The organism is Longimicrobiaceae bacterium (genome assembly GCA_035696245.1).
Lineage (GTDB): Bacteria > Gemmatimonadota > Gemmatimonadetes > Longimicrobiales > Longimicrobiaceae > DASRQW01.
The window spans coordinates 1-24,787 of record DASRQW010000389.1 but is presented as its reverse complement, the minus strand read 5'-3'; the positions used below and the strand labels follow the sequence as shown (position 1 = coordinate 24,787).

At 70.6% G+C, this 24,787-nt stretch carries 24 protein-coding genes; 17 read left to right on the top strand and 7 right to left on the bottom strand.

Annotated features, from left to right (window positions below; translation table 11 throughout):
• The 14 genes from VFE05_17710 to bshB1 all read left to right on the top strand — a co-directional run.
• A partial coding sequence (locus tag VFE05_17710) for a DNA translocase FtsK (protein HET6231916.1) occupies positions 1 to 951 on the top strand: 951 nt, incomplete at its 5' end.
• Between the two features lie 375 nt (positions 952 to 1,326).
• Positions 1,327 to 2,217 carry an outer membrane lipoprotein chaperone LolA gene (lolA, locus tag VFE05_17705; protein ID HET6231915.1) on the top strand — a complete coding sequence of 297 codons (891 nt, stop codon included), beginning with the start codon at positions 1,327 to 1,329 and terminating at the stop codon, positions 2,215 to 2,217.
• 354 nt (positions 2,218 to 2,571) lie between these two features.
• Positions 2,572 to 3,075: a YajQ family cyclic di-GMP-binding protein gene (locus VFE05_17700; GenBank protein HET6231914.1), complete on the top strand. Its 504-nt coding sequence runs from the start codon at positions 2,572 to 2,574 to the stop codon at positions 3,073 to 3,075.
• A 212-nt stretch (positions 3,076 to 3,287) separates the two neighbouring features.
• Positions 3,288 to 4,580: a glutamate-1-semialdehyde 2,1-aminomutase gene (hemL, locus tag VFE05_17695; protein ID HET6231913.1), complete on the top strand. Its 1,293-nt coding sequence runs from the start codon at positions 3,288 to 3,290 to the stop codon at positions 4,578 to 4,580.
• On the top strand, positions 4,552 to 5,925 hold the full coding sequence (locus VFE05_17690; protein ID HET6231912.1) for a SpoIID/LytB domain-containing protein: 1,374 nt from the start codon (positions 4,552 to 4,554) through the stop codon (positions 5,923 to 5,925). The genes hemL and VFE05_17690 overlap by 29 nt, the downstream gene beginning before the upstream one ends.
• Before the next feature lie 50 nt (positions 5,926 to 5,975).
• Positions 5,976 to 6,662 carry a hypothetical protein gene (locus VFE05_17685; protein ID HET6231911.1) on the top strand — a complete coding sequence of 229 codons (687 nt, stop codon included), beginning with the start codon at positions 5,976 to 5,978 and terminating at the stop codon, positions 6,660 to 6,662.
• A complete protein-coding gene (locus VFE05_17680; GenBank protein ID HET6231910.1) occupies positions 6,659 to 7,672 on the top strand; it encodes a Gfo/Idh/MocA family oxidoreductase in 1,014 nt (337 codons plus the stop codon). The genes VFE05_17685 and VFE05_17680 overlap by 4 nt, the downstream gene beginning before the upstream one ends.
• Before the next feature lie 830 nt (positions 7,673 to 8,502).
• Positions 8,503 to 9,261 (top strand): YIP1 family protein, encoded by a 759-nt coding sequence (locus VFE05_17675; GenBank protein ID HET6231909.1) that lies wholly within the window; start codon positions 8,503 to 8,505, stop codon positions 9,259 to 9,261.
• A 92-nt stretch (positions 9,262 to 9,353) separates the two neighbouring features.
• A complete protein-coding gene (locus tag VFE05_17670) occupies positions 9,354 to 10,859 on the top strand; it encodes a TolC family protein (GenBank protein ID HET6231908.1) in 1,506 nt (501 codons plus the stop codon).
• A gap of 34 nt (positions 10,860 to 10,893) precedes the next feature.
• A complete protein-coding gene (locus tag VFE05_17665; protein HET6231907.1) occupies positions 10,894 to 12,222 on the top strand; it encodes an efflux RND transporter periplasmic adaptor subunit in 1,329 nt (442 codons plus the stop codon).
• Positions 12,219 to 12,962 carry an ABC transporter ATP-binding protein gene (locus tag VFE05_17660; protein HET6231906.1) on the top strand — a complete coding sequence of 248 codons (744 nt, stop codon included), beginning with the start codon at positions 12,219 to 12,221 and terminating at the stop codon, positions 12,960 to 12,962. The genes VFE05_17665 and VFE05_17660 overlap by 4 nt, the downstream gene beginning before the upstream one ends.
• A 1-nt stretch (position 12,963) precedes the next feature.
• Positions 12,964 to 14,211 (top strand): ABC transporter permease, encoded by a 1,248-nt coding sequence (locus VFE05_17655; protein ID HET6231905.1) that lies wholly within the window; start codon positions 12,964 to 12,966, stop codon positions 14,209 to 14,211.
• A 10-nt stretch (positions 14,212 to 14,221) separates the two neighbouring features.
• Positions 14,222 to 15,457 (top strand): ABC transporter permease, encoded by a 1,236-nt coding sequence (locus VFE05_17650; protein HET6231904.1) that lies wholly within the window; start codon positions 14,222 to 14,224, stop codon positions 15,455 to 15,457.
• A 298-nt stretch (positions 15,458 to 15,755) separates the two neighbouring features.
• Entirely contained in the window at positions 15,756 to 16,496 is a 741-nt protein-coding gene (gene bshB1 / locus VFE05_17645; GenBank protein HET6231903.1) for a bacillithiol biosynthesis deacetylase BshB1, read from the top strand.
• A gap of 188 nt (positions 16,497 to 16,684) precedes the next feature.
• Here bshB1 and VFE05_17640 read toward each other — a convergent pair whose 3' ends face one another.
• On the bottom strand, positions 16,685 to 17,026 hold the full coding sequence (locus VFE05_17640; GenBank protein ID HET6231902.1) for a hypothetical protein: 342 nt from the start codon (positions 17,024 to 17,026) through the stop codon (positions 16,685 to 16,687).
• Between the two features lie 146 nt (positions 17,027 to 17,172).
• Between VFE05_17640 and VFE05_17635 the strand changes: the two genes are divergently transcribed.
• From VFE05_17635 to VFE05_17625, 3 genes are all read left to right on the top strand, one after another.
• Positions 17,173 to 18,318 carry a cysteine desulfurase family protein gene (locus VFE05_17635; protein ID HET6231901.1) on the top strand — a complete coding sequence of 382 codons (1,146 nt, stop codon included), beginning with the start codon at positions 17,173 to 17,175 and terminating at the stop codon, positions 18,316 to 18,318.
• Between the two features lie 25 nt (positions 18,319 to 18,343).
• On the top strand, positions 18,344 to 19,426 hold the full coding sequence (gene mnmA, locus VFE05_17630) for a tRNA 2-thiouridine(34) synthase MnmA (protein ID HET6231900.1): 1,083 nt from the start codon (positions 18,344 to 18,346) through the stop codon (positions 19,424 to 19,426).
• A 116-nt stretch (positions 19,427 to 19,542) separates the two neighbouring features.
• Positions 19,543 to 20,286: a hypothetical protein gene (locus VFE05_17625; GenBank protein HET6231899.1), complete on the top strand. Its 744-nt coding sequence runs from the start codon at positions 19,543 to 19,545 to the stop codon at positions 20,284 to 20,286.
• A gap of 177 nt (positions 20,287 to 20,463) precedes the next feature.
• Here the strand turns inward: VFE05_17625 and VFE05_17620 are convergent, their stop codons facing one another.
• From VFE05_17620 to VFE05_17595, 6 genes are all read right to left on the bottom strand, one after another.
• Positions 20,464 to 20,730, bottom strand: coding sequence for a hypothetical protein (locus tag VFE05_17620; protein HET6231898.1), 267 nt, complete (start codon positions 20,728 to 20,730; stop codon positions 20,464 to 20,466).
• A gap of 34 nt (positions 20,731 to 20,764) precedes the next feature.
• Complete coding sequence (gene dnaJ / locus VFE05_17615) at positions 20,765 to 21,883, bottom strand: molecular chaperone DnaJ (GenBank protein HET6231897.1); 1,119 nt, start codon at positions 21,881 to 21,883, stop codon at positions 20,765 to 20,767.
• A 53-nt stretch (positions 21,884 to 21,936) separates the two neighbouring features.
• Positions 21,937 to 22,548: a nucleotide exchange factor GrpE gene (locus VFE05_17610; GenBank protein ID HET6231896.1), complete on the bottom strand. Its 612-nt coding sequence runs from the start codon at positions 22,546 to 22,548 to the stop codon at positions 21,937 to 21,939.
• Positions 22,549 to 22,699: 151 nt separating this feature from the next.
• The gene (locus tag VFE05_17605) at positions 22,700 to 23,560 is read right to left on the bottom strand and encodes an alpha/beta hydrolase (protein HET6231895.1); all 861 of its coding nucleotides are present in this window, start codon (positions 23,558 to 23,560) and stop codon (positions 22,700 to 22,702) included.
• A 20-nt stretch (positions 23,561 to 23,580) separates the two neighbouring features.
• Positions 23,581 to 24,264 carry a CDP-alcohol phosphatidyltransferase family protein gene (locus VFE05_17600; protein HET6231894.1) on the bottom strand — a complete coding sequence of 228 codons (684 nt, stop codon included), beginning with the start codon at positions 24,262 to 24,264 and terminating at the stop codon, positions 23,581 to 23,583.
• A gap of 10 nt (positions 24,265 to 24,274) precedes the next feature.
• On the bottom strand, positions 24,275 to 24,787 hold a 513-nt coding region (locus tag VFE05_17595), incomplete at its 5' end, for an ADP-ribosylation factor-like protein (GenBank protein ID HET6231893.1).

The following is a 24,787-nucleotide window of genomic DNA, read 5'->3' as shown; positions in this document are numbered from 1 at the left end:
CACCTGCGCCACCCGGTGGTCACGGACAACAACGACGCCGCGACCGTGCTCAAGTGGGCCGTGCTGGAGATGGAGCGCCGGTACGAGCTGCTGTCGGTGAACGGCGTGCGCAACCTGGGCGACTTCAACAAGAAGGTCGAGACGGGCAGCATCCTCCGCTCCCCGGAGGCGACGGGCGAGGAGGGTGATCCCGACCGCTGGCTGTACAAGGGCGGCGAGCTGCCGTTCATCGTCATCATCATCGACGAGCTGGCGGACCTGATGATGACCGTGCAGGGCGATGTCGAGAAGCCGCTGGCGCTGCTCGCGCAGAAGGCGCGCGCCATCGGCATCCACCTGATCCTGGCCACGCAGCGGCCGTCGGTGAACGTCATCACCGGCCTCATCAAGGCCAACTTCCCCAGCCGCATCGCCTTCCGTGTCTCGTCCAAGGTGGACTCGCGGACCATCCTGGACCAGAACGGCGCCGACAACCTTCTGGGCAACGGCGACATGCTGCTCCTGCCGCCCGCCAGCAGCGAGCCGGTGCGCGTCCAGGGCGCCTACCTCTCGACCGAAGAGACCGAGCGGCTGATGGACTGGTACCGCCAGCAGAAGGCGCTTCGTCGCGAGCAGGCGCTGGCCGAGGGCTTCGACCCCGACGCCGACCGCGAGGGCGACATCCTGGACGAGGTCCGCTCGAAGGAGGACAGCGGCAGCGACCAAGGGGATGCGGACGATGCCGCGGGCGACCGAGACAAGCTGTTCCGCGACGCCGCCGAGCTGTGCATCCAGCATCAGGGCGGCTCCACGTCGCTGCTCCAGCGACGCCTGCGCATCGGCTACGGCCGCGCGGCACGCATCATCGACCAGCTCCACATGGCCGGCGTGCTCGGCCCGCCGGACGGCTCCAAGCCCCGCGACGTCCTGGTCGACTTCGGCACCCTCGACCACATCTGCGGCGGCGAGTAGACCGCGTCGACCGAGAACGGAGAGGGGCCGCGACGAATCCACAGTCGCGGCCCCCCCGACGTTCCCCACCCATTACGATCTCTCGCCTTGTAGGGGCTGCGATTCATCGCGCCGGCCACCGCGCGCGCACGCGACGTCTGCCTGCGGACACGCATCGCTCGCCTCCACGAGAACCGTTCGGACGATGTGGATTTCGCGTGCTGACAGGCCCGGATCTCGCATGTGGCGCAGGAACGCCGCATTGCGCGGTGGGTACGACCCTCCGGAGCACGCGCCGGAGGGTTCGTGCTTCCAGCCGTCCGCATCGCCTCGGCAGATGCGCGGCGACTACCGAACCGGCCCGGAATCCGTCTACCGATGAACCGAAACTCTTCCATGATGATGCACGCCGTGCTGGCCCTCGCTCTGGCGGCGTGCAGCCGCCCCGAGACGCCGTCGCCGCAGCGCCAAGCCCAGTCCGCCCCGCGCGCCGACTCGGTCACACTGATGAACGGGCGGCGCATGCCCATCAACCCCGACAGCCTGCACGCCACCGACATCGGCGGGATGGCGGCCGCGGACATTCCCAAGCTACGTGTGAACGACCCCGCCGCCGCGGCCGAAGCGGATACCCGCGCCCGCGCCGCCGCCGAGGCCCCGGTCAGCCCCACGGGCGACGCGGTCCGCAGCGGCGAGGCGGCCCCCGGCGAGGCGTCGCGCATCCTGAACCGCGTGGCGCAGGTCGCGGCCGGCATCCGCAGCATGGAGGCGGACTTCACGCAGACGCTCACGGTGCCGCTCATCAACCAGACGCAGCGCAGCACGGGCAAGCTGTACCAGCGCCGCCCGGACCGCTTCGCCATGCGTTTCACCAACCCAGCCGGCGACCTGATGGTGGCCGACGGGCGCCACTTCTGGATCTACACGCCCAGCACCGACCGCCACCAGGTGATCCGCGCCTCGGCAGGGAGCGCGGGTCAGGCCGACTTCCAGCAGCAGTTCCTGTCCAACCCGAACTCGCGCTACGTCGCCACGCTCAACGGGTCGGACGTGGTGGGCGGCCGGGCCGTGTGGGCGCTCACGCTGGTGCCGAAGCGCGCCTCCCAGTACAAGGTGCTGCGAATCTGGGTGGACAAGGCGGACTACATGGTGCGCCGCTTCGAGATGACCGAGGAGAACGAGTCCGTCCGCCGCGTGGAGCTGCGCAACGTGCGCATCAACGCTCCCATCGCCGAGTCGGTCTTCGCCTTCACGCCGCCCGCCGGTACCCAGGTCTTCGACCAGTAGCGGCTTCGGAAGATGCGCATCTCCCTGCACATTCGGGAGATGCGCATCACGCCGGGTGTTCTGTAGATGCGCGCGTACCGGCTGATCCTGGGCGCGAAGCATCGTTGGAAGATGCGCAATGATCGGAATCCCGGCTGATGCGCGGCAAGCATCGCATCGGCGGAGATGCGACGGGGACGGGAAGAACGTCGCCAGCCGTGCATCTCCCGAGACGTGAAGCGGTCTGACGATAGATGAACGAAATGCGGGCGGACCCGATGCGGTCTGCCCGCTTCTCGTTGTGGCGGCTTGCATCGCCCGCGCGGCCCGGCCTAGATTCGTGCGCGCAACCCGAAACTCTTCCCACGGATAGCCATGGCCAAATCCTCTACGTTCGACATCACCTCGGAAGTGGACCTCCAGGAAGTCGACAACGCAGTCAACCAGGTCGTGAAGGAAGTGGCGCAGCGCTTCGACTTCAAGGGCGCCACGGCCGAGATCGAGCTGAGCAAGAAGGACGGCACGCTCAAGCTGCACGCCGACGACGAGTACAAGCTGAAGGCGCTGGTCGACATCCTGGAGAGCAAGCTGATCAAGCGCGGCGTCTCCATCCGCAACCTGGACTTCGGCGAGGTCGACTCGGCGTCGCTGGGCACCGTGCGGCAGACGATCACGCTCACGCAGGGCATCTCGGTGGAGAAGGGCAAGGAGATCGTGAAAGCGATCAAGGCCGCGGGGTTCAAGAAGGTGAACGCGCAGATCCAGGACGAGCAGGTGCGTGTGACCTCGCCCTCCATCGACGAGCTGCAGGCGGTGATCGCCATGCTCAAGAAGGAGGATTTCGGCCTGGAGCTCAACTTCGGCAACTTCCGCTCGTAAGCGGTGGCCGGGGAACGGCGTGGCTCACGCGGAGCCGCGGAGGACGCGGAGAACTACCGGAGAAGCGAGCTGTTCTCCGCGATCTCCGCGTCTCCGCGTGAGGACGGTTTGGGGCAGCAAGACTGGACGTAGCCGGTGAAGGGAGATGCGCCGGAAGCGAAGCATCGCGTCGGATGGGAGACGCATCCGCCATCGGAGGGAGCGGGATCGAGATGAGGGAGACCGGCAGGTCGGCGGAGCTGTTCCGCCGCGCGAGCGAGGTGACGCCGGGCGGGGTGAACTCGCCCGTGCGCGCGTTCCGCTCGGTGGGCGGCGACCCGTTCTTCGTGGCGCGCGCCGCCGGGGCGCGGCTGTGGGACGTGGACGGCAACGAGTACCTGGACTACGTGCTGTCGTGGGGCCCGCTGATCCTGGGCCACGCGCACCCCGCCGTGGTCGAGGCCGTCCGCGACGCCGCCACCCGCGGCACCTCGTACGGCGCGCCGACCGAGGCGGAGGTGGTGCTCGCGGAGGAGGTCCGGCGGTTCGTCCCGTCCATGGAGCGCGTGCGCTTCGTGAACAGCGGCACCGAGGCGACGATGAGCGCGATCCGGCTGGCGCGCGGCTTCACGGGCCGCGAGCTGATCCTCAAGTTCGACGGCTGCTACCACGGGCACGGCGACTCCTTCCTGGTGAAAGCCGGCTCCGGCGTCGCCACGCTGGGCCTCCCCAACTCCCCTGGTGTGCCGGAGGAGCTGTCGAAGCTCACGCTCACCGCGCCGTTCAACGACCTGGCCGCGGTGGAGGAGATCTTCCGCATTCACGCGGGCCGCGTCGCCGCGGTGATCCTGGAGCCCGTCGTCGGCAACGCCGGCTTCATCGCCCCGGACGACGGCTTCCTGGCCGAGCTCCGCCGCATCACGGAGGCGGACGGCGCGCTGCTGGTGTTCGACGAGGTGATGACGGGCTTCCGCGTGGCACCCGGCGGCGCGCAGGAGCGGTGGGGCATCCGGCCGGACCTGACCACGCTGGGCAAGGTGATCGGCGGCGGGCTGCCCGTGGGCGCGTACGGCGGCCGGCGCGACGTGATGGACTGGGTGGCGCCGGTGGGCCCCGTCTACCAGGCTGGCACGCTGAGCGGCAACCCGCTGGCGATGGCGGCCGGCCTCGCGCAGCTGCGCATCCTGCGCGACGAGGACCCGTACCCTGCGCTCGAGATGCGCACGCGGCGGCTCGTCGAAGGCCTCCTCGCCAACGCGGCCGAGGCGGGCGTCCCGGCCACCGGGGGCAGCTTCGGGTCGATGTGGGGCGTGTTCTTTGCTGAAGGCCCGGTGCGGAGCTTCGACGACGCCAAGCGCGCCGACGTGGCGCTCTTCCGGCGCTTCTTCCATGCGGCGCTGGACCGCGGCGTCTTCTTCGCGCCGTCGGCCTTCGAGGCCGGCTTCCTGTCCACCGCCCACACCGATGCCGATGTCGAGGAAACCCTCTCCCGCGCCCGTGACGCGCTCCGCTCCGCGCTGGCGTAGCGCCGCCGCGGCCGCCGCGCTGGCGCTCACCGCCGCCTGCGCGTCGTCCACCACGGTGCACGAGAGGTTTCCTCCGGGCCCGCACCCCATCCCCCGCCCCCGCACGCAGCAGCCGGCGGACAGCACCGGCGCCGTCGTCGAGCCCCCGGCCGACTCGGCCGAGGTCGCGGTGGAGAACCCGTCGGCCGCGGGCGCGACCAGCCTCCGCGTGGGCCTCGCGGTGGACACGGACGCGGTGACGATCGGCTCCACGGCGGGTATGGTCGTCCGCGACAACTCCGGCCGCCAGGTCGCCAGCGCGAACGCGGGCAGCCGCGCTATCTTCGCGCTCTCCGGCGGCTCGGCATCGCTCACGTTGGATGGCGCGCGGGCCGGGACGTTCGCGCTCCCGCTCACCGTCTCGCCCAACGGAACGGACGGCCTCCTCTCGCTCGGCAACACGCAGTACCGCGGGCAGCTCGTCGTCCAGCCCGGCCGCACGCGCGGGCTCACGGCGGTGAACCGGCTGGACATGGAGAGCTACCTCCAGGGCGTGGTCCCGAGCGAGCTGGGGACGACCGGCTCGCAGATCCCGGAAGCGGCCAAGGCGCAAGCGGTGGCGGCGCGCACGTACGCCGTGCGCTACCTGGGCCGCCGCGCCGCGCAGGGCTTCGACGTGCTGCCCACGGTGGCCGACCAGGTCTACGGCGGCGTGGCGGTGGAGGTGCCCGCCGTGAACGAGGCCGTCCGCGCCACCCGCGGCGAGATCCTGGCCTACGCCGGCCAGCCGATCCTGGCCTACTACCACTCCACCTGCGCCGGCCGCACCGCCGCCATCGACGAGGTGTGGAACGAGCCGGCGCTGCCGTACCTGCGCAGCGTGGTGGACGTGGACCCCGCCACCGGCCAGGCGTACGACTCGTTCTCGTCGCGCTTCCACTGGACGGAGCGGTGGACGGCGCAGCAGCTGACCGACATCCTGAACCGCACGCTCGCGGACTCGATGCCTCGCGGAACCCGCATCAACCAGATCCGCGACGTGCGCGTGACGCAGCGCACGCAGTCCGGCCGCGTGGCCCGCATGGTCATCTCCACCGACGCGGGCAGCTTCACCGTGGGCAAGGACCGCGTGCGCTGGATCCTGCTCACCCCCGGCGGCGCCGTGCTCAACAGCGCCAAGTTCGACGTATCCGTGAGCCGCGACGCAACGGGCGCCGTCTCGGAAGTCGTGGCGGACGGCGGCGGGTGGGGCCACGGCATCGGCATGTGCCAGGTGGGGGCGATGGGCCGCGCCCGCGCCGGGCAGGACTACCGCACCATCCTCGCCGCTTACTACCGCGGCGCGCAGATCACGCGCCTCTACTGAACCGGAGCGTTCCTCACCTGACGCACACCACACCCCGCCGGGAGAACGCGATGCGCCGACCGCTGGCCTGGCTGCCGCTCCTGCTCGCGCTGGCCGCCGCGCCCGCGGCCGCCCAGCGCCGCGACACCGGCTACGGCTTCCAGACCCTCGCCTTCCGGGGCCTGGGCGTGGACGTGGGCCGCATCTGGCCGTCGCGGCTGGAGCCGGCCACCGTCTACACCGGCCGCGCCGACCTGGGCCGCCTGGCGCCCAACGTGCGCATCGTGCCCTCGCTCACCTACTGGTCTTCCCGCTACCGCAAGGCGGAAGTGGAGCGCTTCGCGAAGGAGATCCAGGAGCTGTGCATGCAGCAGAGCACGAACTGCCCGCTGCTGGACCTGGGCACCGTGCGGCTCAGCGACCTGGCGCTGGGGCTGGATGCTCAAGGCACCTACCACACTCGCACGCCGCTCGTCTTCTTCCTGGGCGCGGGCGGCGCCCTGCACCTCATCAACGGCCAGGGCAACGCGATCGAGGGCACCTTCGTGGAGCAGATCCTCGACGCCATCAGCCCCGGCGCCGACCTGAACGCGGGGCTCGAGCTTCCGCTCTTCTCCGGGCTGCGCGTCTTCACCGAGGGACGCGCGGTGCTGACCAGCAACACGCGCTACGCCAGCATCACCGTGGGCGGCAGCATCAACTTCTCGCCCACGTCGCCCGGGGCGCGCACCACCCCCTCGCGCGGAGAGCCGCAGTGAGCCCCGCCCGCTCGCCCGTGCGCATCGCCGTGCTGGGCGCAGGCGCCATCGCGCAGGTGGTGCACCTGCCCATCCTGTCGCGCATGCGCGGCGTGCAGCTCGCCTCCGTCTTCGACACCGACGCGGTGCGCGCCCGCACCATCGCCGGCCGCTTCGGCGTGGAGGGCGTCGCCCGCACGCTCGACGAGGTGTGGGACGACGAGACCGTCCGCGGCGTGGTGGTCTGCACCCCCAGCGACGCGCACGAGGAGCACGTCCGCGCCGCCCTCCGCGCCGGCAAGCACGTGCTCTGCGAGAAGCCGCTCGCGCTCACTCCCGAAGGCGTGGAGCGCATCCTGGCCGAGGAGGGCGCGTCCGGCCGCCTGCTCGTGGCCATGAACCAGCGCTTCCGGCCCGACGCGGCGTCGCTCAAGTCGTTCGTGGGCAGCGGTGAGCTGGGCGACGTGTACTACCTCAAGGCCGGCTGGCTCAAGCGCCGCGAGGGCCGCGCGCGGGGCCGCTCGTGGCGCGAGCGCAAGGGCGCGGGCGGCGGCGCCTTCATGGACCTGGGCGTGCAGATGCTGGACCTGGCGCTCTGGCTCATGGGCTATCCCCGGCCCGAGCGGGTGGCCGCGCACATGCACCGCGATCGCGGCAGCGAGGTGGAAGACTCCGCCGCGCTGATGCTGCGGCTGGAGGGCGACCGGCTGATCAACCTGGAGGTCACCTGGAACCTGCGGGCCGAGCGCGACCGCCAGTTCCTGCACCTGCTGGGCTCCGCCGGGTCTGGCTCGCTGGACCCGCTGGCGGTGTTCAAGGACAGCGACGCCGGGCTGCTCAACGTCACGCCGCAGGTCCCGCCGGGGCGCGAGAACCTGTTCACCGCCTCTTACCGCAACGAGCTGCAGCATTTCGTGGAGGTCATCCGCGGCATCCGCACCGCCGCCGCCCCCGCCGAGCACGCCGCGCTCATGAAGCTCGTCGCCGCGATCTACCAGTCCGGCGAGGAAGGCCGCGAGATCGCGTTGTAGACGAAGTTGCGGCAGATGTGAACGAGGCGAGCGGGCCGGGCATCCACCGATGTCCGGCCCGTTTCGTATCCAGATGCGCATCTCCGAACGCGTCTACGGAGATGCGTAGCTGCCGATGCGGCCGCAGCTCGGAGCGCATCATCCATCGCCGCACCCCGTCCGACGGCAGCACGAATGCTCGTCGGGAGGAGGTGGGGGATCTCTCGGAGGAAGCCGCGTCTGTCCGAGCCCGAGGCGAGTTTCGCGGCTTCCGGAGAGAGGTTCCCCGCCGATGACCACGCGCGCCCGATCCCCGGCAGTCCAGCCCGCCTCCGCCGATCCCTTTCCGAGACCCTCCCGCCGCCGAACTGCGCGAACAGACCTGCACGGTAGATGCACGGCGCTGCGTCCGGACCACGTCCGCGGACGGGAGATGACGCCCGGTGCACAGTCGTCCAAGAGACTGCCCCGCGGCTCCGGAATCGTTTATATTCATGCTTCACCCGAGAAGACCGCCCGCTCGGACTTCCCGAGCACCCGTTCCGCAGAAGCAGCCGCAGCCGTGCCCTTCGTCCCCCCGCCGCATGCGGGCGGGACTCCGCGGCGCTTCCGGCGCACAGCGTCCGGCAGCGTCGCTGCAGAAGCCGCTCGATCCCGACGCTACGCGACGGTGTAGGATGTGGCGGAGGGCTCGTCCGGCCGGCTGGACAGGACGCGCGGGAAGGCGGGCCGGGAGCCCTCAACTCTGGCAAGCGGACCTGTTTACACGTTTCCCGCCAAGAGTTATATTCCGGCATTCCCCCCCGGGAGAGCATCTCCCACCTCCACGCTCCCTTCTAGGCAACCGACCCATGTCGAACATCTCCACTTCCGCGCCGATCGACCAGCCGGCCACCGACGAGGCGCCGCCGCCGCTGCTCAGCCGCATCGGCCAGACGTTCGTGTCGCCGGGCAAGCTCTTCTCGACGTTCACCGAAGAGGACTCGCCGTGGGGCGGCACCCTGCTGCTGCTCATGGCCCTGATCGCCATCTGCGTCGTGGCGCAGATGTTCATCATCCCGCAGCAGATGTGGATCGACTTCATCCGCAGCCAGATCGTGGAGGCCGGCGGCCAGGCTCCGCCCGACGAGATGCTGGCGCAGGCGGCGAAGACCAACCAGGTGCTGGGCGTGGTGATCGGGCCCATCTCGCAGATGATCGTGACCTTCCTGTCGGCCGGCATCCTCACGCTGGTCTTCTCGATGGCCATGGGCGGCGTGGCGAAGTTCCGCCAGTACATGGCCGTGGTCACGCACGCGATGTTCATCTTCCTGCTGGGCCTCATCGCCATCATCCCGCTCCAGATCCAGAGCGGCGACCTGGCGCTCTCGCCCGGCCTGCACCTGCTGGCCCCGAGCCTGGACCACAAGGGCGTGCTGTACCAGATCCTCACCAACCTGGACCTGTTCACCGTGTGGACGCTCGTGGTGATCGGCATCGGGGTGGCGGCGATCAACCGCAAGCGCTCGTGGTACTCGTCGGCGGCCATCGTGATCGTGCTCTTCCTGGTGCTCAAGGTGGGCGGCGCCCTGCTGCTCCACGCCGTGATGCCGCATCCCGCCGGCGCCTGAAACTTCCGCGGGGCGGGTGCGTAGTGCGGTTTCGTTCCGCGCTCGCACCCGCTCTCGTTGGTACCTGTAGAACTCCCTCCGTGAACAGAGCCATGACCGCTTCACTCCGGCGCGCCGGCGCCTTCGCACTCTCCCTCGCGGCGCTCGCGCCCTGCGCCGCTGCCGCGCAGTCGGCGCCTGCGGCCGCGCCGCCGTCGCTCACCGTCGAGCAGGCGGTCGCCATCGCCCGCGAGAACAACCCGGACCTGCTCTCGACCGCCAACGACCTGCGCACCGCGCGCTACGCGGTGAGGGCGGCACGCGCCGACTTCATCCCCGGCGCCAGCGCCAGCACGTCGTTCGGCTACACGGCGGCGGGCCAGCAGCGCATCGGGGCGCAGTCGTTCGGCCAGGGGCCGGCGTACCTCAGCTCCGACTACCAGCTCGGGCTCAACTACGAGATGAGCGGCTCCAAGCTGCTCCAGCCGGCGGTGGCGCGGGCGCAGCAGCACGCCACGGTGCAGCGCATCGCCGGCGCCGACGCGTCGCTGGTGGGCCAGGTGGTGCAGCAGTACCTCTCGGTCCTCCAGGCGCAGGAGCAGGTGTCGCAGGCGGAGCGCGAGGTGGGCCGCACCGCCGAGCACCAGCGCCTGGCCCAGGCCCGCCTGGACGTGGGCGCCGGCACCGCGCTGGACCTGCGGCAGGCCGAGGTCGCGAAGGGCCAGGCCGACGTGAAGCTGCTCCAGCAGCGCGCCAACCTGAGCGGCCAGCGCATGCGCCTGGCGCAGGTAATGGGCGTGCCGATGACCGCCGACACCAAGCTGGTCTCCACCTTCCAGCTCTTCGAGCCGAAGTGGAGCCCGGACTCGCTGGTGGCGCTGGCCGTGCGCCGCAACCCCACCGTGGTCTCGTACCGGGCCGACGTGGAGGCCGCCCGCGTGCAGGTGCGGTCTGCCCGCTCGGCGTACCTGCCCTCGGTAGGGATGACGGCCGGCTTCCGCGGCAGCGTGTACAGCGCCTCCAACATCGGGCCGCTGCTCGCGGTGGAGAAGGAGCGCACGGCGAGCACCTTCCAGAGCTGCAACACGGGCAACCGCCTGGCGGCGCTCATCAACGAGCCCCTGTCGGACTGCTCGATCTTCGACGTGAGCAACCCGGCCGTGATCTCGCGCCTGCGCGGCGCGCTGAACGACCAGAACCCGAGCTTCCCGTTCGGCTACACCCGCCAGCCCTTCGGCGCGTCGCTCCAGTTCTCGCTGCCCATCTTCAACGGCCTCCAGCGCGAGCAGCGCGTGGAGCAGGCCCGCGTGGCCGCCGAGGACGCGCAGTACCGGGTGCGCAGCCAGGAGCAGAAGCTGACCGCCGACATCGGCGTGGCCACGCTGGACCTGCGCACGGCGTTCGAGACGGCGCAGCTCCAGGAGCAGGTGAAGCAGAAGGCCGCCGAGGAGCTGCGGCTGGCGCAGGAGCGCTTCCGCTACGGCGCCGCCAACTCCATCGACGTCACCGACGCGCAGACCAGCCTGGCGCAGGCCGAGCAGGCCCAGATCGACGCCGTCTACATCTTCCACAAGTCGCTCGCGGCCCTCGAGGCGCTGATCGGCCAGCCCCTCCGCTAGGGAGAGGGCTCGGCAACCAACCGGAGACCCCGTCATGTCCAATGGAAGAAAGGCCGCCCTGGGCGGCCTGCTGGTGGTCGCGTTCGTGGGGCTGGGCGCCGCCGCGGTGAAGAACAAGAGCGCCAAGGGCACCGCGGTGCGCACCGAGCTCGCGTCGCGCCGCAATCTGGTCTCCATCGTGACCGCCAGCGGCAAGATCGAGCCGAAGCGCAAGGTGGACATCTCGGCCGACATCTCGGGCCGCGTGGTGCAGGTGGCCGTTGAGGAAGGCCAGTGGGTCAACAAGGGCCAGGTGCTGGTCCGCATCGACCCCACGGCCTACGAGGCGGCGCTGCGGCGCGCGCAGGCTTCGGTGGCGCAGGCGCAGGCGCAGGCCGCCCAGGCACGGGCCAACCTGCTCAAGGCGCAGAGCGACCGCCGCCGCTCGGAGCAGCTGGCGGCGGGCCGCGACCTGATCTCGCCGGCCGACCTGGAGCAGGCGCGCACGCAGCAGTCGGTGGCCGAGGCGCAGCTGCAGGCGGCGCAGTACGCCATCAACCAGGCGCAGGCGGGGGTCAGCGAGTCGCAGGAGGCGCTGCGCAAGACGACCATCGTGGCACCCATGAGCGGCCGGGTGACGCGCAAGAACATCGAAGAGGGCGAGACGGCGATCGTGGGGACGATGAACAACCCCGGCACCGTGCTCCTCACCGTGGCCGACCTGTCGGTGATGGAGGCCACCGTGAAGGTGGACGAGACCGACGTGCCCAACATCCAGTACGGCGACAGCGCCGTGGTGCGCATCGACGCCTTCCCGAACCAGACGTTCTCGGGCAAGGTGACCCGCATCGCCAACAGCTCGCTCCAGACCGGCGTCACCGCGGCGGGCAGCGACCAGCAGGCGGTGGACTTCGAGGTGGTGATCACGCTCGACCACCCGCCCGCGGACCTGCGCCCCGACCTGTCGGCCACGGCCGACATCGTGACCGCGGCCAAGAGCAACGCGCTGTCGGTACCCATCATCGCCCTCACGGTGCGCGACCACAACGGCAAGAAGTTCCGCGCCACGACCGAGGACGACCCCAGCAAGCCGCAGGACCCGTCGGCGCCCAAGGAGGAGAAGGCGGGCGAGAAGCGCGACGAGGTGGAGGGCGTGTTCGTGGTGGAGAACGGCAAGGCGCGCTTCGTCCCCGTGCAGGTGGGCATCACCGGCGCCAACTACTTCGAGATCCGCGGCGGCCTGCGCGGCGGCGAGACGGTGGTGTCGGGCAGCTACCAGGCCATCCGCGACCTGGAGAGCGGCAACCCCGTGAAGGTGAGCAACCCGCCCGCCCCGGCCGCGAAGCCCGGGACGCCGGCGGCGGCCCCCAAGGAGAAGAGATGAGCGACGGCTCACCCATCATCGAGGCGCGCGACCTCCAGAAGCACTACGTGCTGGGCGCCGAGACGGTGCGCGCCCTGCGCGGGGTGAACCTGGAGATCCGCCGCAACGAGTACGTGGCGATCATGGGGCCGTCGGGCTCGGGCAAGTCGACGTTCATGAACCTGATCGGCTGCCTCGACAGCCCTACGGGCGGCGAGTACATCCTCAACTCGCAGCGGGTGGCGGGGATGGACGACGACGCGCTCGCCCGCGTGCGGAACCGGGAGATCGGGTTCGTATTCCAGACGTTCAACCTGCTGCCCCGCTCCACGGCGCTGGAGAACGTGGAGCTGCCGCTGGTCTACGCCGGCATCGGCAAGCAGGAGCGGCGCGACCGCGCCGTGGAGGCGCTGCGCTCGGTGGAGCTGGGCGACCGCATGGACCACCGGCCCAACGAGCTCTCGGGCGGCCAGCGGCAGCGCGTGGCCATCGCCCGCGCGCTGGTGACGCGGCCCTCCATCATCCTGGCCGACGAGCCCACGGGCAACCTGGACTCGCGCACGTCGGAGGAGATCATGGCCCTCTTCGCGCGGCTGCACTCCGAGGGGCAGACGATCATCATGGTGACGCACGAGCCCGACATCGCCGCGCACGCCGAGCGCGTGGTGACGCTCAAGGACGGCGTGATCGAGAGCGACCGGCGGCAGGTGCCCACGGCGGCCTTCGCGGGCCGCGGCGAGCCGGCGCTCGCGGAGGCCTGAGATGGGACTCGGCGAGGCGCTGAAGATGGCGCTGGGGATGATCCGCACGAACAAGCTGCGCGGCTTCTTCACCGTGCTGGGCACGGTCGTGGGCGTGACCTTCCTGATCGCGGTCATCACCATGATCGAGGGCATGAACACCTACATGGAGAAGGACTTCGCCGGCACCATCTTCGGGGTCAACAGCGTGACCCTGCGCCGGCGTCCCTCCATCATCACCGAGGAGCCGTCGCCGGCGCTGCGGCGCGAGTGGCAGCGCCGCCCGCGCATCAGCTTCGACGACGCGGCGTGGCTGAAGACGCGCATGGAAACGCCGGGGGTGCTGGCGCTGAGCGCGTCCAACGTAGGGAAGGTGAAGGGGTCGGGGAACAAGGAGGTCGAGAACGTCTTCGTGACGGGCGCCTCGGCCAGCTACTTCCAGATCCGAGACATGAAGCTGGAGCGGGGCCGCGCCTTCACCGAGAACGAGGGGGAGCGCGGCGTGCCCGTGGTGGTGATCGGCAAGGACGTGGCGTCGAACCTGTTCGAGGGGCGCAACCCCATCGGGCAGGTGGTGCGCATCCGCGGCTTCCCGTACACCGTCATCGGGGTGCTGGAGAAGCAGGGGAGCCTGTTCGGCACGTCGCTCGACAACCAGGCCATCGCGCCCATCAAGTCGAACCTGAACGGCTTCGTCAACAACGTGCCGAACAAGGTGGACGAGCTGACGTTCAAGGTGCCGGTGGACAACCTGATGGCGCCCGCGCAGGAGGAGCTGGAGAGCTGGATGCGCATCCGCCACCACCTGCGGCCGGGCCAGCCCAACGACTTCGAGCTGGAGACGGCGGAGCAGTCGCTGTCGTTCTGGAACAAGATCAAGACGATCATGCTCATCGCCCTGCCCGGGCTGGTGTCCATCTCGCTGGTGGTGGGCGCGGTGGTGATCATGAACATCATGCTGGTCTCGGTCAGCGCCCGCACCCGCGAGATCGGGCTGCGCAAGTCGCTGGGCGCGCGCCGCCGCGACATCCTCACCCAGTTCCTGGTGGAGGCGGGCACGCTCTCCGGGGCCGGCGGGCTGATCGGCATCGGCCTGGGGCTGGCGCTGGCGAAGCTGATCGCCAAGATCAGCCCCATCCCCGCGGAGGTGTCGTGGCCGTCCATCGGCCTGGCGATCCTGCTGGCGGTGGGCGTGGGCCTGCTGGCCGGCGTGTACCCCGCCTACCGCGCCTCGCGGCTGGACCCCATCGTCGCCCTGAGGGCGGAATGAGAAGGGCTCGATGAACTTCACGTCCACGCGCGAGGGGATCCTGATCGCACTGGAGGCCCTGCGGTCCAACAAGGTGCGCGCCTTCCTCACCATCCTGGGGGTGGTGATCGGCGTGGCGACGGTGTCGGCCATGGCCGCCATCATCACCGGCATGCAGGAGACGATCTCGGCCGACCTGGAGGCGGTGGGGGCGAAGACCTTCATCCTCATGCGCTTCGACCAGACCACGGTGCGCATGTCCGGCCCCGGCCGTCCGCCGTGGGAGGGCAAGCCCAAGGTGACGCTGGCCGAGGGCGCGATGCTCTCGGAGCTGCCGTCGGTGGGCTCGGTGACGCCCAGCATCGCCGCGAGCGGCGAGGTCAAGTACGGCAGCCACGAGGTGAGCGGCGTCCAGATCTCCGGCAACGGGGTGGAGTGGCCCACGTACACGCTGGGCGACTTCGCGGGCGGGCGTAACTTCCTGCCGGCGGACTACAACCGTGCGGGCGGCGTGGCGGTCATCTTCGACGACGTGGCCAAGCAGCTCTTCGCCGGCCGCGACCCCGTGGGCAGGGTGGTGCGGGTGAACGGCGTGCCGCTCACCATCGTGGGCGTCTACAAGCCCAAGCCCAACCTCTTCGCCGGCGGGTCGCAACTCGTGGTGGTGGTGCCCACCAGCACGGCCATCAAGTACCTGAAGGTGCGCGACGACTGGATGCAGATGCTGATCGTTCCGGCGCCCGGCTTCACGCAGGACCAGGCGATCGACGACGTGACGATGGCGCTGCGCACGGCGCGCATGCAGCGGCCGGCCGAGGAGAGCAACTTCGCGCTGGTCAAGCAGGAGGCGCTGGTCAAGCAGGTGGCGTCGTTCACCGGCGTGGTGGAGACGGTGATGCTGGTGCTCGCGTCCATCGGCCTGATGGTGGGCGGCGTGGGCGTGGTGGGGATCATGATGATCTCGGTGACCGAGCGCACCCGCGAGATCGGGGTGCGCAAGGCGCTGGGCGCCACGCGCCGCGAGATCCTCTGGCAGTTCCTGGTGGAGGCGATGACGGTCACGGTGATCGGCGGGGTGATCGGCCTGGCGTTGGGCGGCGGCGGAGCGCTGCTGCTCAAGACGCTCACGCCCATCCCCGCGCACGTGCCGCTCTTCTGGGCGGTGATCGCCATCGGCGTCTCGGCGGCCTGCGGGATCCTGTTCGGGATGTACCCGGCGAACAAGGCGGCGCGGCTGGACCCGGTGGACGCGCTCCGGTACGAGTAGAACGGCGTCTGCGGACGACGACGAGCCCCCGGCTCCCCGCGTGTTGCGTGCGGGGGGCCGGGGGCTTAGCATTTGCGCCCGCGGTCGGCCATGTGGGCCGAAGCGGCTCGCGTTCCGATGCTGTCGATGCTGTCGATGCTGTCGATGCTGTCGATGCTCGAAGATACCGGGCTTCAATGGCACCAAGGCCGTGTTCGAGCGCTGGTTCCGACGGGCTGGATCGCTTCGGAACTGGTTTTACGGACGCGATCAAACGAATCGCCCGCATCCCATCCAACATCTCACACCAGATCCATTCGTGGCCGCTGATACGCTCGCTCCTCCCGTGGACCTGCTCGCCATCGCCGCGCACCGCGACGACGTGGAGCTCACGTGCGGCGGCACCATCGCGCGGATGGCCGCGGCCGGGCACCGCGTGGGCATCCTGGACCTCACGGCGGGAGAGACGGGCACGGATGGCAGCGCGGATCTTCGCGGCCACGAGGCGGACGCGGCGGCGAAGGTGCTGGGCGCGACGGCGCGGCGGAATGCGGGGCTGCCCGATGCAGGGCTGGAGAACTCGACGGACACGCGGCGGCGGGTGATCTCGTTCATCCGCGCGTTCCGGCCGCGGGTGGTCATCCTGCCCTTCCAGAACGGGCGCCACCCGGACCACCGCATCGCCTCGCAGCTGGCGTACGACGCATGCTTCCTGGCGGGCCTCAAGCGCTACGACGCGCCCGGCGAGCCTCACCGGCCGGAGAAACTGCTGTACACGATGGCGTACCGCGAAGACCCGGTGAAGCCCAGCTTCGTGGTGGACATCACCGGCCAGATCGAGACGAAGATGGAGGCGATCCGCTGCTACGCCTCGCAGTTCGACGGCAAGACGTGGGGCGGCGAGGTCTTCCCCGGCGGCGACCGCCCGCTGTACGACCAGGTGCGGATGCACGCCGCCCGCTACGGCTCCCTCATCCGCCGCGAGTACGGCGAGCCCTTCTACGTCGCCGAGACGCTGGAGGTGGACGACGTGGTGACGCTGACGGTGCGGAGCATCTGACGAGCGCGCAACGTCCTCGCGGGCGGGGACGTCTGCCAGTGAACCCGCCGTGATCACTGCCGCCGGGGTTCATCCCGGTATCATCGAGTTTCAATGCGAACCCCGTCTGCGAACGATGCGGACGGGGTTCTCGTGGATCCTGGTGCGCAACGCGGCGGAGCATCCGCTTCAGCGTCGATTATCAGCCGCTACTCGCCCGCGGGCTCGGTGCACGTGATCTCGATCACCAGGCGCTTCCAGCTGGGGACGTCCGCGCCGCCCACCTCGACGGCGGTGGCGGAGGCGCGGCCCCGGAGGTAGAGCCACGTGGAGAGCCAGGTGCTCACCTCGGGCGGCACGTGGCCCACGATGTCACCGCCGGACAGGTGCACCCACACGGCCGGCTCGTCCTCCATGGGTGGATCGGGGATGAGGATCAGCGGATCGCCCAGCGCGACCTCCGCCAGGCGCGCGGGGCGGTCGCCGAAGACCGTGCCGTGCACCGGCGTGCGGAAGACGGGCGGCTGTCCTTCGGGGAGCGTGGGGCGCATGCGCGGGCGGTTTTGCGGGGGATCGTGCCTCTGCGCCGAATGTAAGCGCGGCTCGCCGGCTCTACAACCGACGCTGCACGACACCGCGAACACCGCGCCACCTGGGGTTTAGTAATCCCCGCCCCCAACCTTGGAGCGCCGCGCGCTTGCATCCTCACGCCATCTACCTGGACCACGCGGCCTCCACGCCGCTGCGACCCGAGGTGCGCGACGCCATGCTGCCGCTGCTGGTGGAGCGCTTCGGCAACCCGTCGAGCGCGCACGCGTGGGGGCGCGCGAGCCGCGCGGCGCTCGACGAGGCGCGGGCGAGGTTCGCCGCGGTGATCGGCGCAGCGCCGGCTGAGATCGTGTTCACGCGCGGCGGGACGGAGGCGGACAACCTCGCCGTCCTCGGTCGCGCGAAGGCGACGCCGGGCGCGCCCGTGGCCTGCTCCGCCGTGGAGCACAAGGCGGTGCTCGCGACCGCGCACGCGGCGGAGGCGGAAGGCCACGCGCTGCACGTCGTTCCGGTGGATGCGAACGCGACCGTGTGCCTCAACGCGCTGGACGAGGCGCTGGCGGCGCGGCCCGCGATCGTCTCCGTGATGTGGGCGAACAACGAGGTCGGCGCGGTGCAGCCGGTGGCGGAGATCGCCGCGCGCTGCCGGGCCGCGGGTGTCGTCTTTCACTCCGACGCGGTGCAGGCGCTGGGCAAGCTGCGCGTGCGGGTGGACGAGGTGCCGGCGGACCTGCTCTCGTTCACCGCGCACAAGCTGGGCGGCCCGCGCGGCGCGGGTGCGCTGTACGTGCGCCGCGGGACGGAGCTTGCGCCGCTGGTCCACGGCGGCGGCCACGAGCGCGGCCTTCGCGCGGGGACCGAGGACGTCGCATCCGCGATGGGGCTCGCGGTCGCGGCGGAGCTTGCGGAGGCGGAGCGCGAGCGGGAGATGGCGCGCCTCCGCGGGCTCCGCGACCGTCTCCAGGCGGGCCTGTGCGAGCGCATCTCCGGACTGGTGGTGAACGCCGCGGGCGCGGATCGGCTGCCGACGCTGCTCAGCGTCTCCGTGCCCGGCGCGGATGGCGAGCTGCTGCTGGCGGCGCTGGATCTGGAAGGCATCGGCGTGTCCGCGGGCTCGGCCTGCTCCAGCGGCGCGTTGGGCCGCTCGCACGTGCTGACGGCGATGGGGCTGCGGGAGGACAGCGGCCCGGCGGTTCGCTTCTCCCTCGGCCGCACGACGACGGCGGAGGAGATCGACCGGGCGTTGGAGGTGTTTCCGGATGTGGTGATGCGGGTGCGGGTAGGCGTGGCGTGAATTCTGGCCTTGAGCGGGGAAGCTGATGCAGCAGAGGCGGACGGTGCTGGTGGCGATGTCGGGCGGCGTGGACTCGTCGGTGGCGGCGGCGCTGCTCGTGGAGCAGGGCCACCGCGTGATCGGCGTGACCATGAAGACGTTCTGCTACTCCGAGACGGAATCGGCGGGCAAGACGTGCTGCGGGCTGGACGGCATCATGGACGCGCGGCGCGTGGCCGACACGCTGGGCATCCCCCACTACGTTTTCGACGTGGAGCGCGAGTTCACGCGCGACGTGATCGACGACTTCGTGAGCGAGTACGCCGCCGGCCGCACGCCCAACCCGTGCGTGCGCTGCAACGGCAACACCAAGTTCCGCGACCTGCTGAAGCGCGGCGCCATGCTGGGCTGCGACGCCATCGCCACCGGCCACTACGCGCGTATGGGCATGGACGAGCGCGGGCGCGCGGTGCTGCGGCGCGGGCTGGACGCGAACAAGGACCAGTCGTACTTCCTGTGGGCGCTGCCGCCGGAGATGCTGCCGCAGCTCCTCTTCCCCGTGGGCGAGCTGACCAAGCCGGAGGTGCGCGAGCGCGCCCGGCAGCTCGGCCTGGCCACGGCGGAGAAGCCGGAGAGCATGGAGATCTGCTTCGTGCCGACCGGCAACTACGTGGACGTACTGGAGCAGCGCTTGAGCGCAGACCACCCTGCCCTCTCCGCCGGCAAGCTCGTCATGGCGGACGGCACGGAGATCGGCGAGCACGACGGGTACGCGCGCTTCACCGTGGGCCAGCGGAAGGGCCTGGGTGGCGGGCGCAGCCTGCCCCTCTTCGTGATCGGGACGCGGCCGGAGACGCGCGAGGTGGTGGTCGGCACGCTCGACGAGCTGAACCGCCGCGACGTGCGCATCGGGGAGATGAACTGGCTGGCGGACGCGCCCCGCGCGGGCGACGCCGTGCACGTGCAGATCCGCCACCGCGCGAAGGCCGTGCCCGCTACGGTCGCGTCGGTGGACGGCGGGATCGTCTCGCTGGGGCTGGAGCAGGCGCAGCGCGCGGTTACGCCGGGTCAGTCCGCGGTCATCTTCAGCGGAGACGTGGTGCTCGGCGGCGGGCGCATCGCCGCGTAAGCGCTCGGAACAGCATCTGATCGGCAGAGGCCTCGTCGAACGCGGACGAGGCCTCTGCCTTTTGCGCATCCACCCGCATCATCCCACCATATCGAAGTGGGCTTCCGGCGCGGGAGTTGCCCGAGGCGGCGGATGTTGACGCGTCGTCACCCCCCGTCTCGTCGTCCATGCGCACGCATCCCACGAATCCGGCGCTGTACCTGATCGAGCTTTCGGACCTCCAAGCCGGGAGCGTGCCGGAGGTGGCGCGCGAGAACCTGGAGACGCTGCACGCGGTGGTGACGTGGGCGGAGGGCTATCTCACGGAGCCGCATCCCGACCTCGGCCGCGACGGGCCGGTGTGCCCGTTCGTGCGGCGGTCGCTGGACGAGAACCGCTTCCTGATGACCGTCGTCCACGGCCGTCCGGGTGCGGAGGTGATGCGGGAGACCGTCCTCGCCTACCGCGACTGGTTCGCCACGTTCGATGCGAACGACGAGCGCGAGGCCACGCACAACGTCATCCTCGTCCTCGTGCCCGATCTCGCCACGCCGGACGAGATCCGCGAAATGACCGACGGAACGCAGGCGGCGCTCAAGCCGGAGTTCGTGGAGCGCGGGCTGATGGTGGGCGAGTTCCATCCCCTGCCGCCGGAGAAGGCTGGGCTGTGGAACCCGGACTTTCGCCCTCTGCGCAGTCCCGTGCCGCTGCTCGCCATCCGCCACATGGTCCCGAGCGACTACGCGTTCCTGCGCGACGAGCGGCGGTTCATGGAAGCGTACCTCGACAACGTGGGCGACGAGGTGCCGAAAGGCTTGCAGGATGCGGTCGAGGAGACGGCGGAGAAGCTGGGGCTGGAGGCGGAGTTCGCGGAGGAGTAGACGGATCACCTCGCCGTGGGGATCGACGGTCGGCGGATTCGGTGGATGCGGATCGGCCCGATGCCTGGACGTATGGGCGTGCGGATGCGGCGGATGCGATAAATCGCACCCCTACATGAGGTTAGAAACGAAGAAGGGCCGCGGAGAGTTCCGCGGCCCTTCGTCGTTCCTGCGCGGTCACTGGTCCGCGTGCTTCTCCAGCGTCGGGCGCTCGTCCAGGTCGCGCGACTCGCGGAGGAGGGCGCGGAGCTGGTCGTCGGACATCTGGTGAACGTCGCCCTCGGCATCGGCCTCGTTGCCGCGGCGCACCACGAAGCGCGGGTGCACCAGCGGGTCGGAGAGGCAGTTGAAGACCACCTTGGGGTGCGTGGCCAGGCCGAAGTCGCCGGCGGACGCGAAGGCTTCCCAGGTGAGCAGGTTCTCGTCGGTGAAGGTGCGGCTCATCTCGTCTCCCGGTGCCGGCGGTCGCCCGCCGGGCTCAGTGCTTCAGGTCGGCGGCTTCGGCGAGCTGCTCGAAGAGCGCCCGCTGGTTCTCGTCCAGCTTCTCGGGGATGGTGACCTGCACGCGCACGTACTGGTCGCCGCGGCGGCCGCCCTTCTCCACGCCCTGGCCGGGGATGCGGAAGCGCGTGCCCGGCTGCGTCCCCGGCGGGATCTTGAGCACCACCTTCTTCCCCTCCACGGTGCGCACGCTCATCTTCGACCCCAGCACCGCCTGGGCGATGTTGATGGGCACGGTGGCGTTGATGTCCAGCCCGTCGCGCGAGAAGAAGCGGTCCGGCGCAACGCGGATGGTGAGCAGCAGGTCGCCGGGGGGCGCGCCGCCCTCGCCCGGCTCGCCCTGGCCGCTCAGGCGGATGGTGGAGCCGTTGTCCACGCCGGCGGGGATGTTCACCTGCACGGGGCGCTGGCGGCGCACCTGGCCCTGGCCATTGCAGGTGGCGCACGGGTCCGGGGCCACCTTGCCCTTGCCCATGCAGTTGGGGCACGGGCGCTTGACCGCGAACCCGCCCTGACCGAACGCGATCTGGCCCGAGCCCTTGCACTCCGGGCACGTGATGACCTGCGTCCCGGGCTTGGCGCCGCTGCCGCCGCAGGTGGGGCACGGCTCGGTGACGGTCACGTTCACCGTCACCCGGCCGCCGCGCACCGCCGTGGCGAACGGGACCTCCACGGTGCTCTCGATGTTCTCGCCGCGCTGCGGGCCCGAGCGGCGCCCCCGCCTGCCGCCGAAGTCGAAGAGCGAGCCGAAGATGTCGCCGAGCCCGCCCACCTCCAGGTCGTCGAACGAGAAGCCGCCCGGTGCGCCTCCGGCCTGCGGTCCGCCCGCGCCGGGCGCCCGCCCGCCGAAGCCGCCCATCCCCGTCAGCCCGCCGTACTTGCGCATCTGGTCGTACTGCTTGCGCTTGGTGTCGTCGGAGAGGATGGAGTACGCCTCGGAGATCTCCTTGAACTTCTCGGCCGCGGCGTTGTCGTTGGGGTGCGCGTCCGGATGGTACTGCTTGGCGAGCTTGCGGTACGACTTCTTGATCTCGTCGGCCGTGGCGCTCTCGGCCACACCGAGGATGCGGTAGAAGTCTTTGGTCTGGTTGGCCATGTGCCTTCAGGGCTGGTGGAGGTGCTTCGCGGTCCGTGCGCTGCGCTGCGCCGTCAGCCCTCGTGCTTGCGCACGCGCACGCGCGCGGGGCGCAGCAGCACGCCCTTGAAGCGGTAGCCCTTCTGGAACACGTCGCCCACCGTGTCGTCCTCTTCGCGTACGCTCGTGGGACCCGTGGTGATGGCCTCGTGCACGGTCGGGTCGAACGGCTTGCCCGCCGCGTCGATCGGCTCCAGCCCCGCGGCTTCCAGCGCCCGCAGGAACTTCTTCTCCACCATCTCCGCCCCCTCGTGCAGCGCGGTGGCCGACGTGGTCGCCGGGTCGAAGTCGGCGATGCGCTGCAGGTCGTCCAGCGGCTCCAGCAGCTTCTCGGCGAGCTGCGCCTGCGCGCGCACCCAGCTCTCGCCGCGCTCGCGCTCCACGCGCTTGCGGTAGTTGTCGAACTCCGCCGCCAGGCGCAGGTGCCGGTCGCGCATGGCGCCCAGCTCGTCCTGCGGCCCCGCGGCGGACTGCGTCTCGGCCGCCGGCTGCTGCGCGTCGGCAGACGCCTGTCCGTCCGCGCCGGCCTGGCCGTTCGCCTGCCCGTCGGCCGTGGTCTGTCCGTTCGCGCCGGACTGCGCGCCGGCCTCGTGGTCCTCGTGCTTGCCCTTGCGGTGCTCGCTCATCTTCCGTCCGTCTCTTGCAAAGGATTCAGGCGCCCGCGCCACGGGGCGGGGCGAGCCGTTTCGTTGGTCTTTCCGCGCTCGCCGGAGCGTACGCGCCGCGCGGCGGATTAGCAAGGCAGGTGCCACCCGAAGCGGCCAGAATGGCAGCGATTCAGCCGGCGCGCGCAAGGATCCACGCCGCCACGTCCGCCATGACGCGCTCCCCGCCTACCTCGTTGAACGCCTCGTGGTACATCTCCGGGAAGACCTCCACCGTCACGTCGCCGTCCAGCCCGCGCGCGAAGGCGCCGGTGACGGCGGGGCGCACGACCGGGTCCGCTCCGGGAATCACGAAGAGAAGCGGGAGCCGAAGTGCGCCGCCCTCCGCGAGCGCGAGCGCCATCGCCCGGTTGATCTCGGCGTAGAGCCGCGGCGTGATCCACGAGTGCACCAGCGGGTCGCGCCGGTACGACGCCACGTACTCCGCGTCGTGCGACAGGACCGACGGGTCGATCTCGTTGTGCAGCTTGAGCGCGGGGGCCACCACGTTCAGCAGCGGCGCGCCGGCCTTCTTCCACCACGGCACCGCGTTGTGCAGCGCCAGCGCGGGGGACGAGAGGACGGCGCCCCGCAACGGCGTGTCCGTGTGCGTCTGGAGATACCGCAGCGCGATCAGCCCGCCGAGCGAGTGGCCGAGGAGGAAGACGGGCACGCCGGACGGAAGCTCGGGCTGGACGGCGAGACGGAAGGCCTCGAAGTCGTCCGTGAAGTCCGAGAAGCGGCGGACGTGCGCCTGGCGGCCTTCGGACAGGCCGTGGCCGCGGTGGTCGACCGCGTAGGTGGAGATGCCCTGCCGGGCGAGGCCGAGCGCGAGAGGGGCGTAGCGTCCACCGTGCTCGCCCAGGCCGTGGGAGACGAGGAGGACGGCCCGCGGCGCATCCGCATCCCACGCCTGCCAGTGGAGGCGCAGGCCGCCGGAGACGGCGAAAGCGCCGGTCCTCACCTCGGCGGCGGGTCCCGGCGCTTCGTTCATCTGCGGCTCCCGGCGGTTGGTCAGCGCGCGCCGGAGCGGCCGAGGTTCAGCGTCCGGTACTCGCGGAGGTAGACGACCATGGAGTACACGGTGAGCACCACCGCGACGGAGAGGACGACCACGGTGAAGCCGAAGTGGAAGTACCGCCACCCCATCCACACCTGCCCGCCCCAACCCTGCTCGAAGGCGCGCGAGTGCAGCGCGTACCACAGGATCGCGGCGCCGATGAAGACGTTCTGGCACACCGCCTTGTACTTCCCGGACTGCCCCGCGGCGAGCACGACCCCCCGCTTGGCCGCATAGCCGCGGAAGAGGGTGATGAACAGCTCGCGCCCGAAGATGATCACCACGATCCAGAGCGGGAAGCGGCCGCCGTCCCAGGGCAGCCCGCCGTGGCCGGGCTCGCCGGGCCACGGGAAGGGCGTCTGCGGCTCGGCGCCGTGCGACAGCACGTACAGCGGCACGAAGGTGGTCACCAGCAGCAGCTTGTCGGCGATGGGGTCGAGCAGCTTGCCCAGGTCGGTGATCAGGTTCTGCGACCGGGCCAGGTAGCCGTCCCACAGGTCCGTGACCGCGGCGACCAAGAAGACGATGAATGCCGCCAGGCGCGCCGCGAACGTGGGGTGGAAGAGCAGCGGCGGCACCACCAGCGCGAGCCCGATCCGGCTGATGGTGATCAGGTTGGGGAGGTTGATGCCGCGCATGCGGGGCCCGTCAGCTGAGGGACTTGATGACCAGCTTGCTGACCGCCTTCAGCGTGTCGAACACCCCGATCCCGCGCACACCCACCGCCTCGTACGTGGGCACGTTGGTGGGGTTCAGCTGCTGCTGCAGCTCCTCGAGAGAGGAGATGTTGGGCAGGTCGCGCTTGTTGTACTGGATCACGAAGGGGATCTCGCGCAGGTCCAGCCCGTACTCGGTCAGGTTGTCGTACAGGTTGTGCATCGACTCGATGTTCGCGTCCAGCCGCTCCACCTGGCTGTCGGCCACGAACACCACCCCGTCCACGCCCTTCAGGATCAGCTTGCGCGAGGCGTTGTAGTACACCTGCCCCGGCACCGTGTACAGGTGGAAGCGCGTCTTGAAGCCGCGGATGGAGCCCAGGTCCACCGGCAGGAAGTCGAAGAAGAGGGTGCGCTCCGTCTCCGTGGCCAGCGAGATGAGCTTGCCGCGGGTGTTGGGCGACACCTTCTCGTAGATGTACTCCAGGTTGGTCGTCTTGCCGCA

Excerpts from the sequence above, each read along its gene's own strand:
- lolA (HET6231915.1), top strand. The coding sequence starts at position 1,327 with ATGATGATGCACGCCGTGCTGGCCCTCGCTCTGGCGGCGTGCAGCCGC.
- VFE05_17700 (HET6231914.1), top strand. The coding sequence starts at position 2,572 with ATGGCCAAATCCTCTACGTTCGACATCACCTCGGAAGTGGACCTCCAG.
- hemL (HET6231913.1), top strand. The coding sequence starts at position 3,288 with ATGAGGGAGACCGGCAGGTCGGCGGAGCTGTTCCGCCGCGCGAGCGAG.
- VFE05_17685 (HET6231911.1), top strand. The coding sequence starts at position 5,976 with ATGCGCCGACCGCTGGCCTGGCTGCCGCTCCTGCTCGCGCTGGCCGCC.
- VFE05_17675 (HET6231909.1), top strand. The coding sequence starts at position 8,503 with ATGTCGAACATCTCCACTTCCGCGCCGATCGACCAGCCGGCCACCGAC.
- VFE05_17670 (HET6231908.1), top strand. The coding sequence starts at position 9,354 with ATGACCGCTTCACTCCGGCGCGCCGGCGCCTTCGCACTCTCCCTCGCG.
- VFE05_17665 (HET6231907.1), top strand. The coding sequence starts at position 10,894 with ATGTCCAATGGAAGAAAGGCCGCCCTGGGCGGCCTGCTGGTGGTCGCG.
- VFE05_17660 (HET6231906.1), top strand. The coding sequence starts at position 12,219 with ATGAGCGACGGCTCACCCATCATCGAGGCGCGCGACCTCCAGAAGCAC.
- VFE05_17655 (HET6231905.1), top strand. The coding sequence starts at position 12,964 with ATGGGACTCGGCGAGGCGCTGAAGATGGCGCTGGGGATGATCCGCACG.
- VFE05_17650 (HET6231904.1), top strand. The coding sequence starts at position 14,222 with ATGAACTTCACGTCCACGCGCGAGGGGATCCTGATCGCACTGGAGGCC.
- VFE05_17640 (HET6231902.1), bottom strand. The coding sequence starts at position 17,026 with ATGCGCCCCACGCTCCCCGAAGGACAGCCGCCCGTCTTCCGCACGCCG.
- mnmA (HET6231900.1), top strand. The coding sequence starts at position 18,344 with ATGCAGCAGAGGCGGACGGTGCTGGTGGCGATGTCGGGCGGCGTGGAC.
- VFE05_17620 (HET6231898.1), bottom strand. The coding sequence starts at position 20,730 with ATGAGCCGCACCTTCACCGACGAGAACCTGCTCACCTGGGAAGCCTTC.
- dnaJ (HET6231897.1), bottom strand. The coding sequence starts at position 21,883 with ATGGCCAACCAGACCAAAGACTTCTACCGCATCCTCGGTGTGGCCGAG.
- VFE05_17610 (HET6231896.1), bottom strand. The coding sequence starts at position 22,548 with ATGAGCGAGCACCGCAAGGGCAAGCACGAGGACCACGAGGCCGGCGCG.
- VFE05_17605 (HET6231895.1), bottom strand. The coding sequence starts at position 23,560 with ATGAACGAAGCGCCGGGACCCGCCGCCGAGGTGAGGACCGGCGCTTTC.
- VFE05_17600 (HET6231894.1), bottom strand. The coding sequence starts at position 24,264 with ATGCGCGGCATCAACCTCCCCAACCTGATCACCATCAGCCGGATCGGG.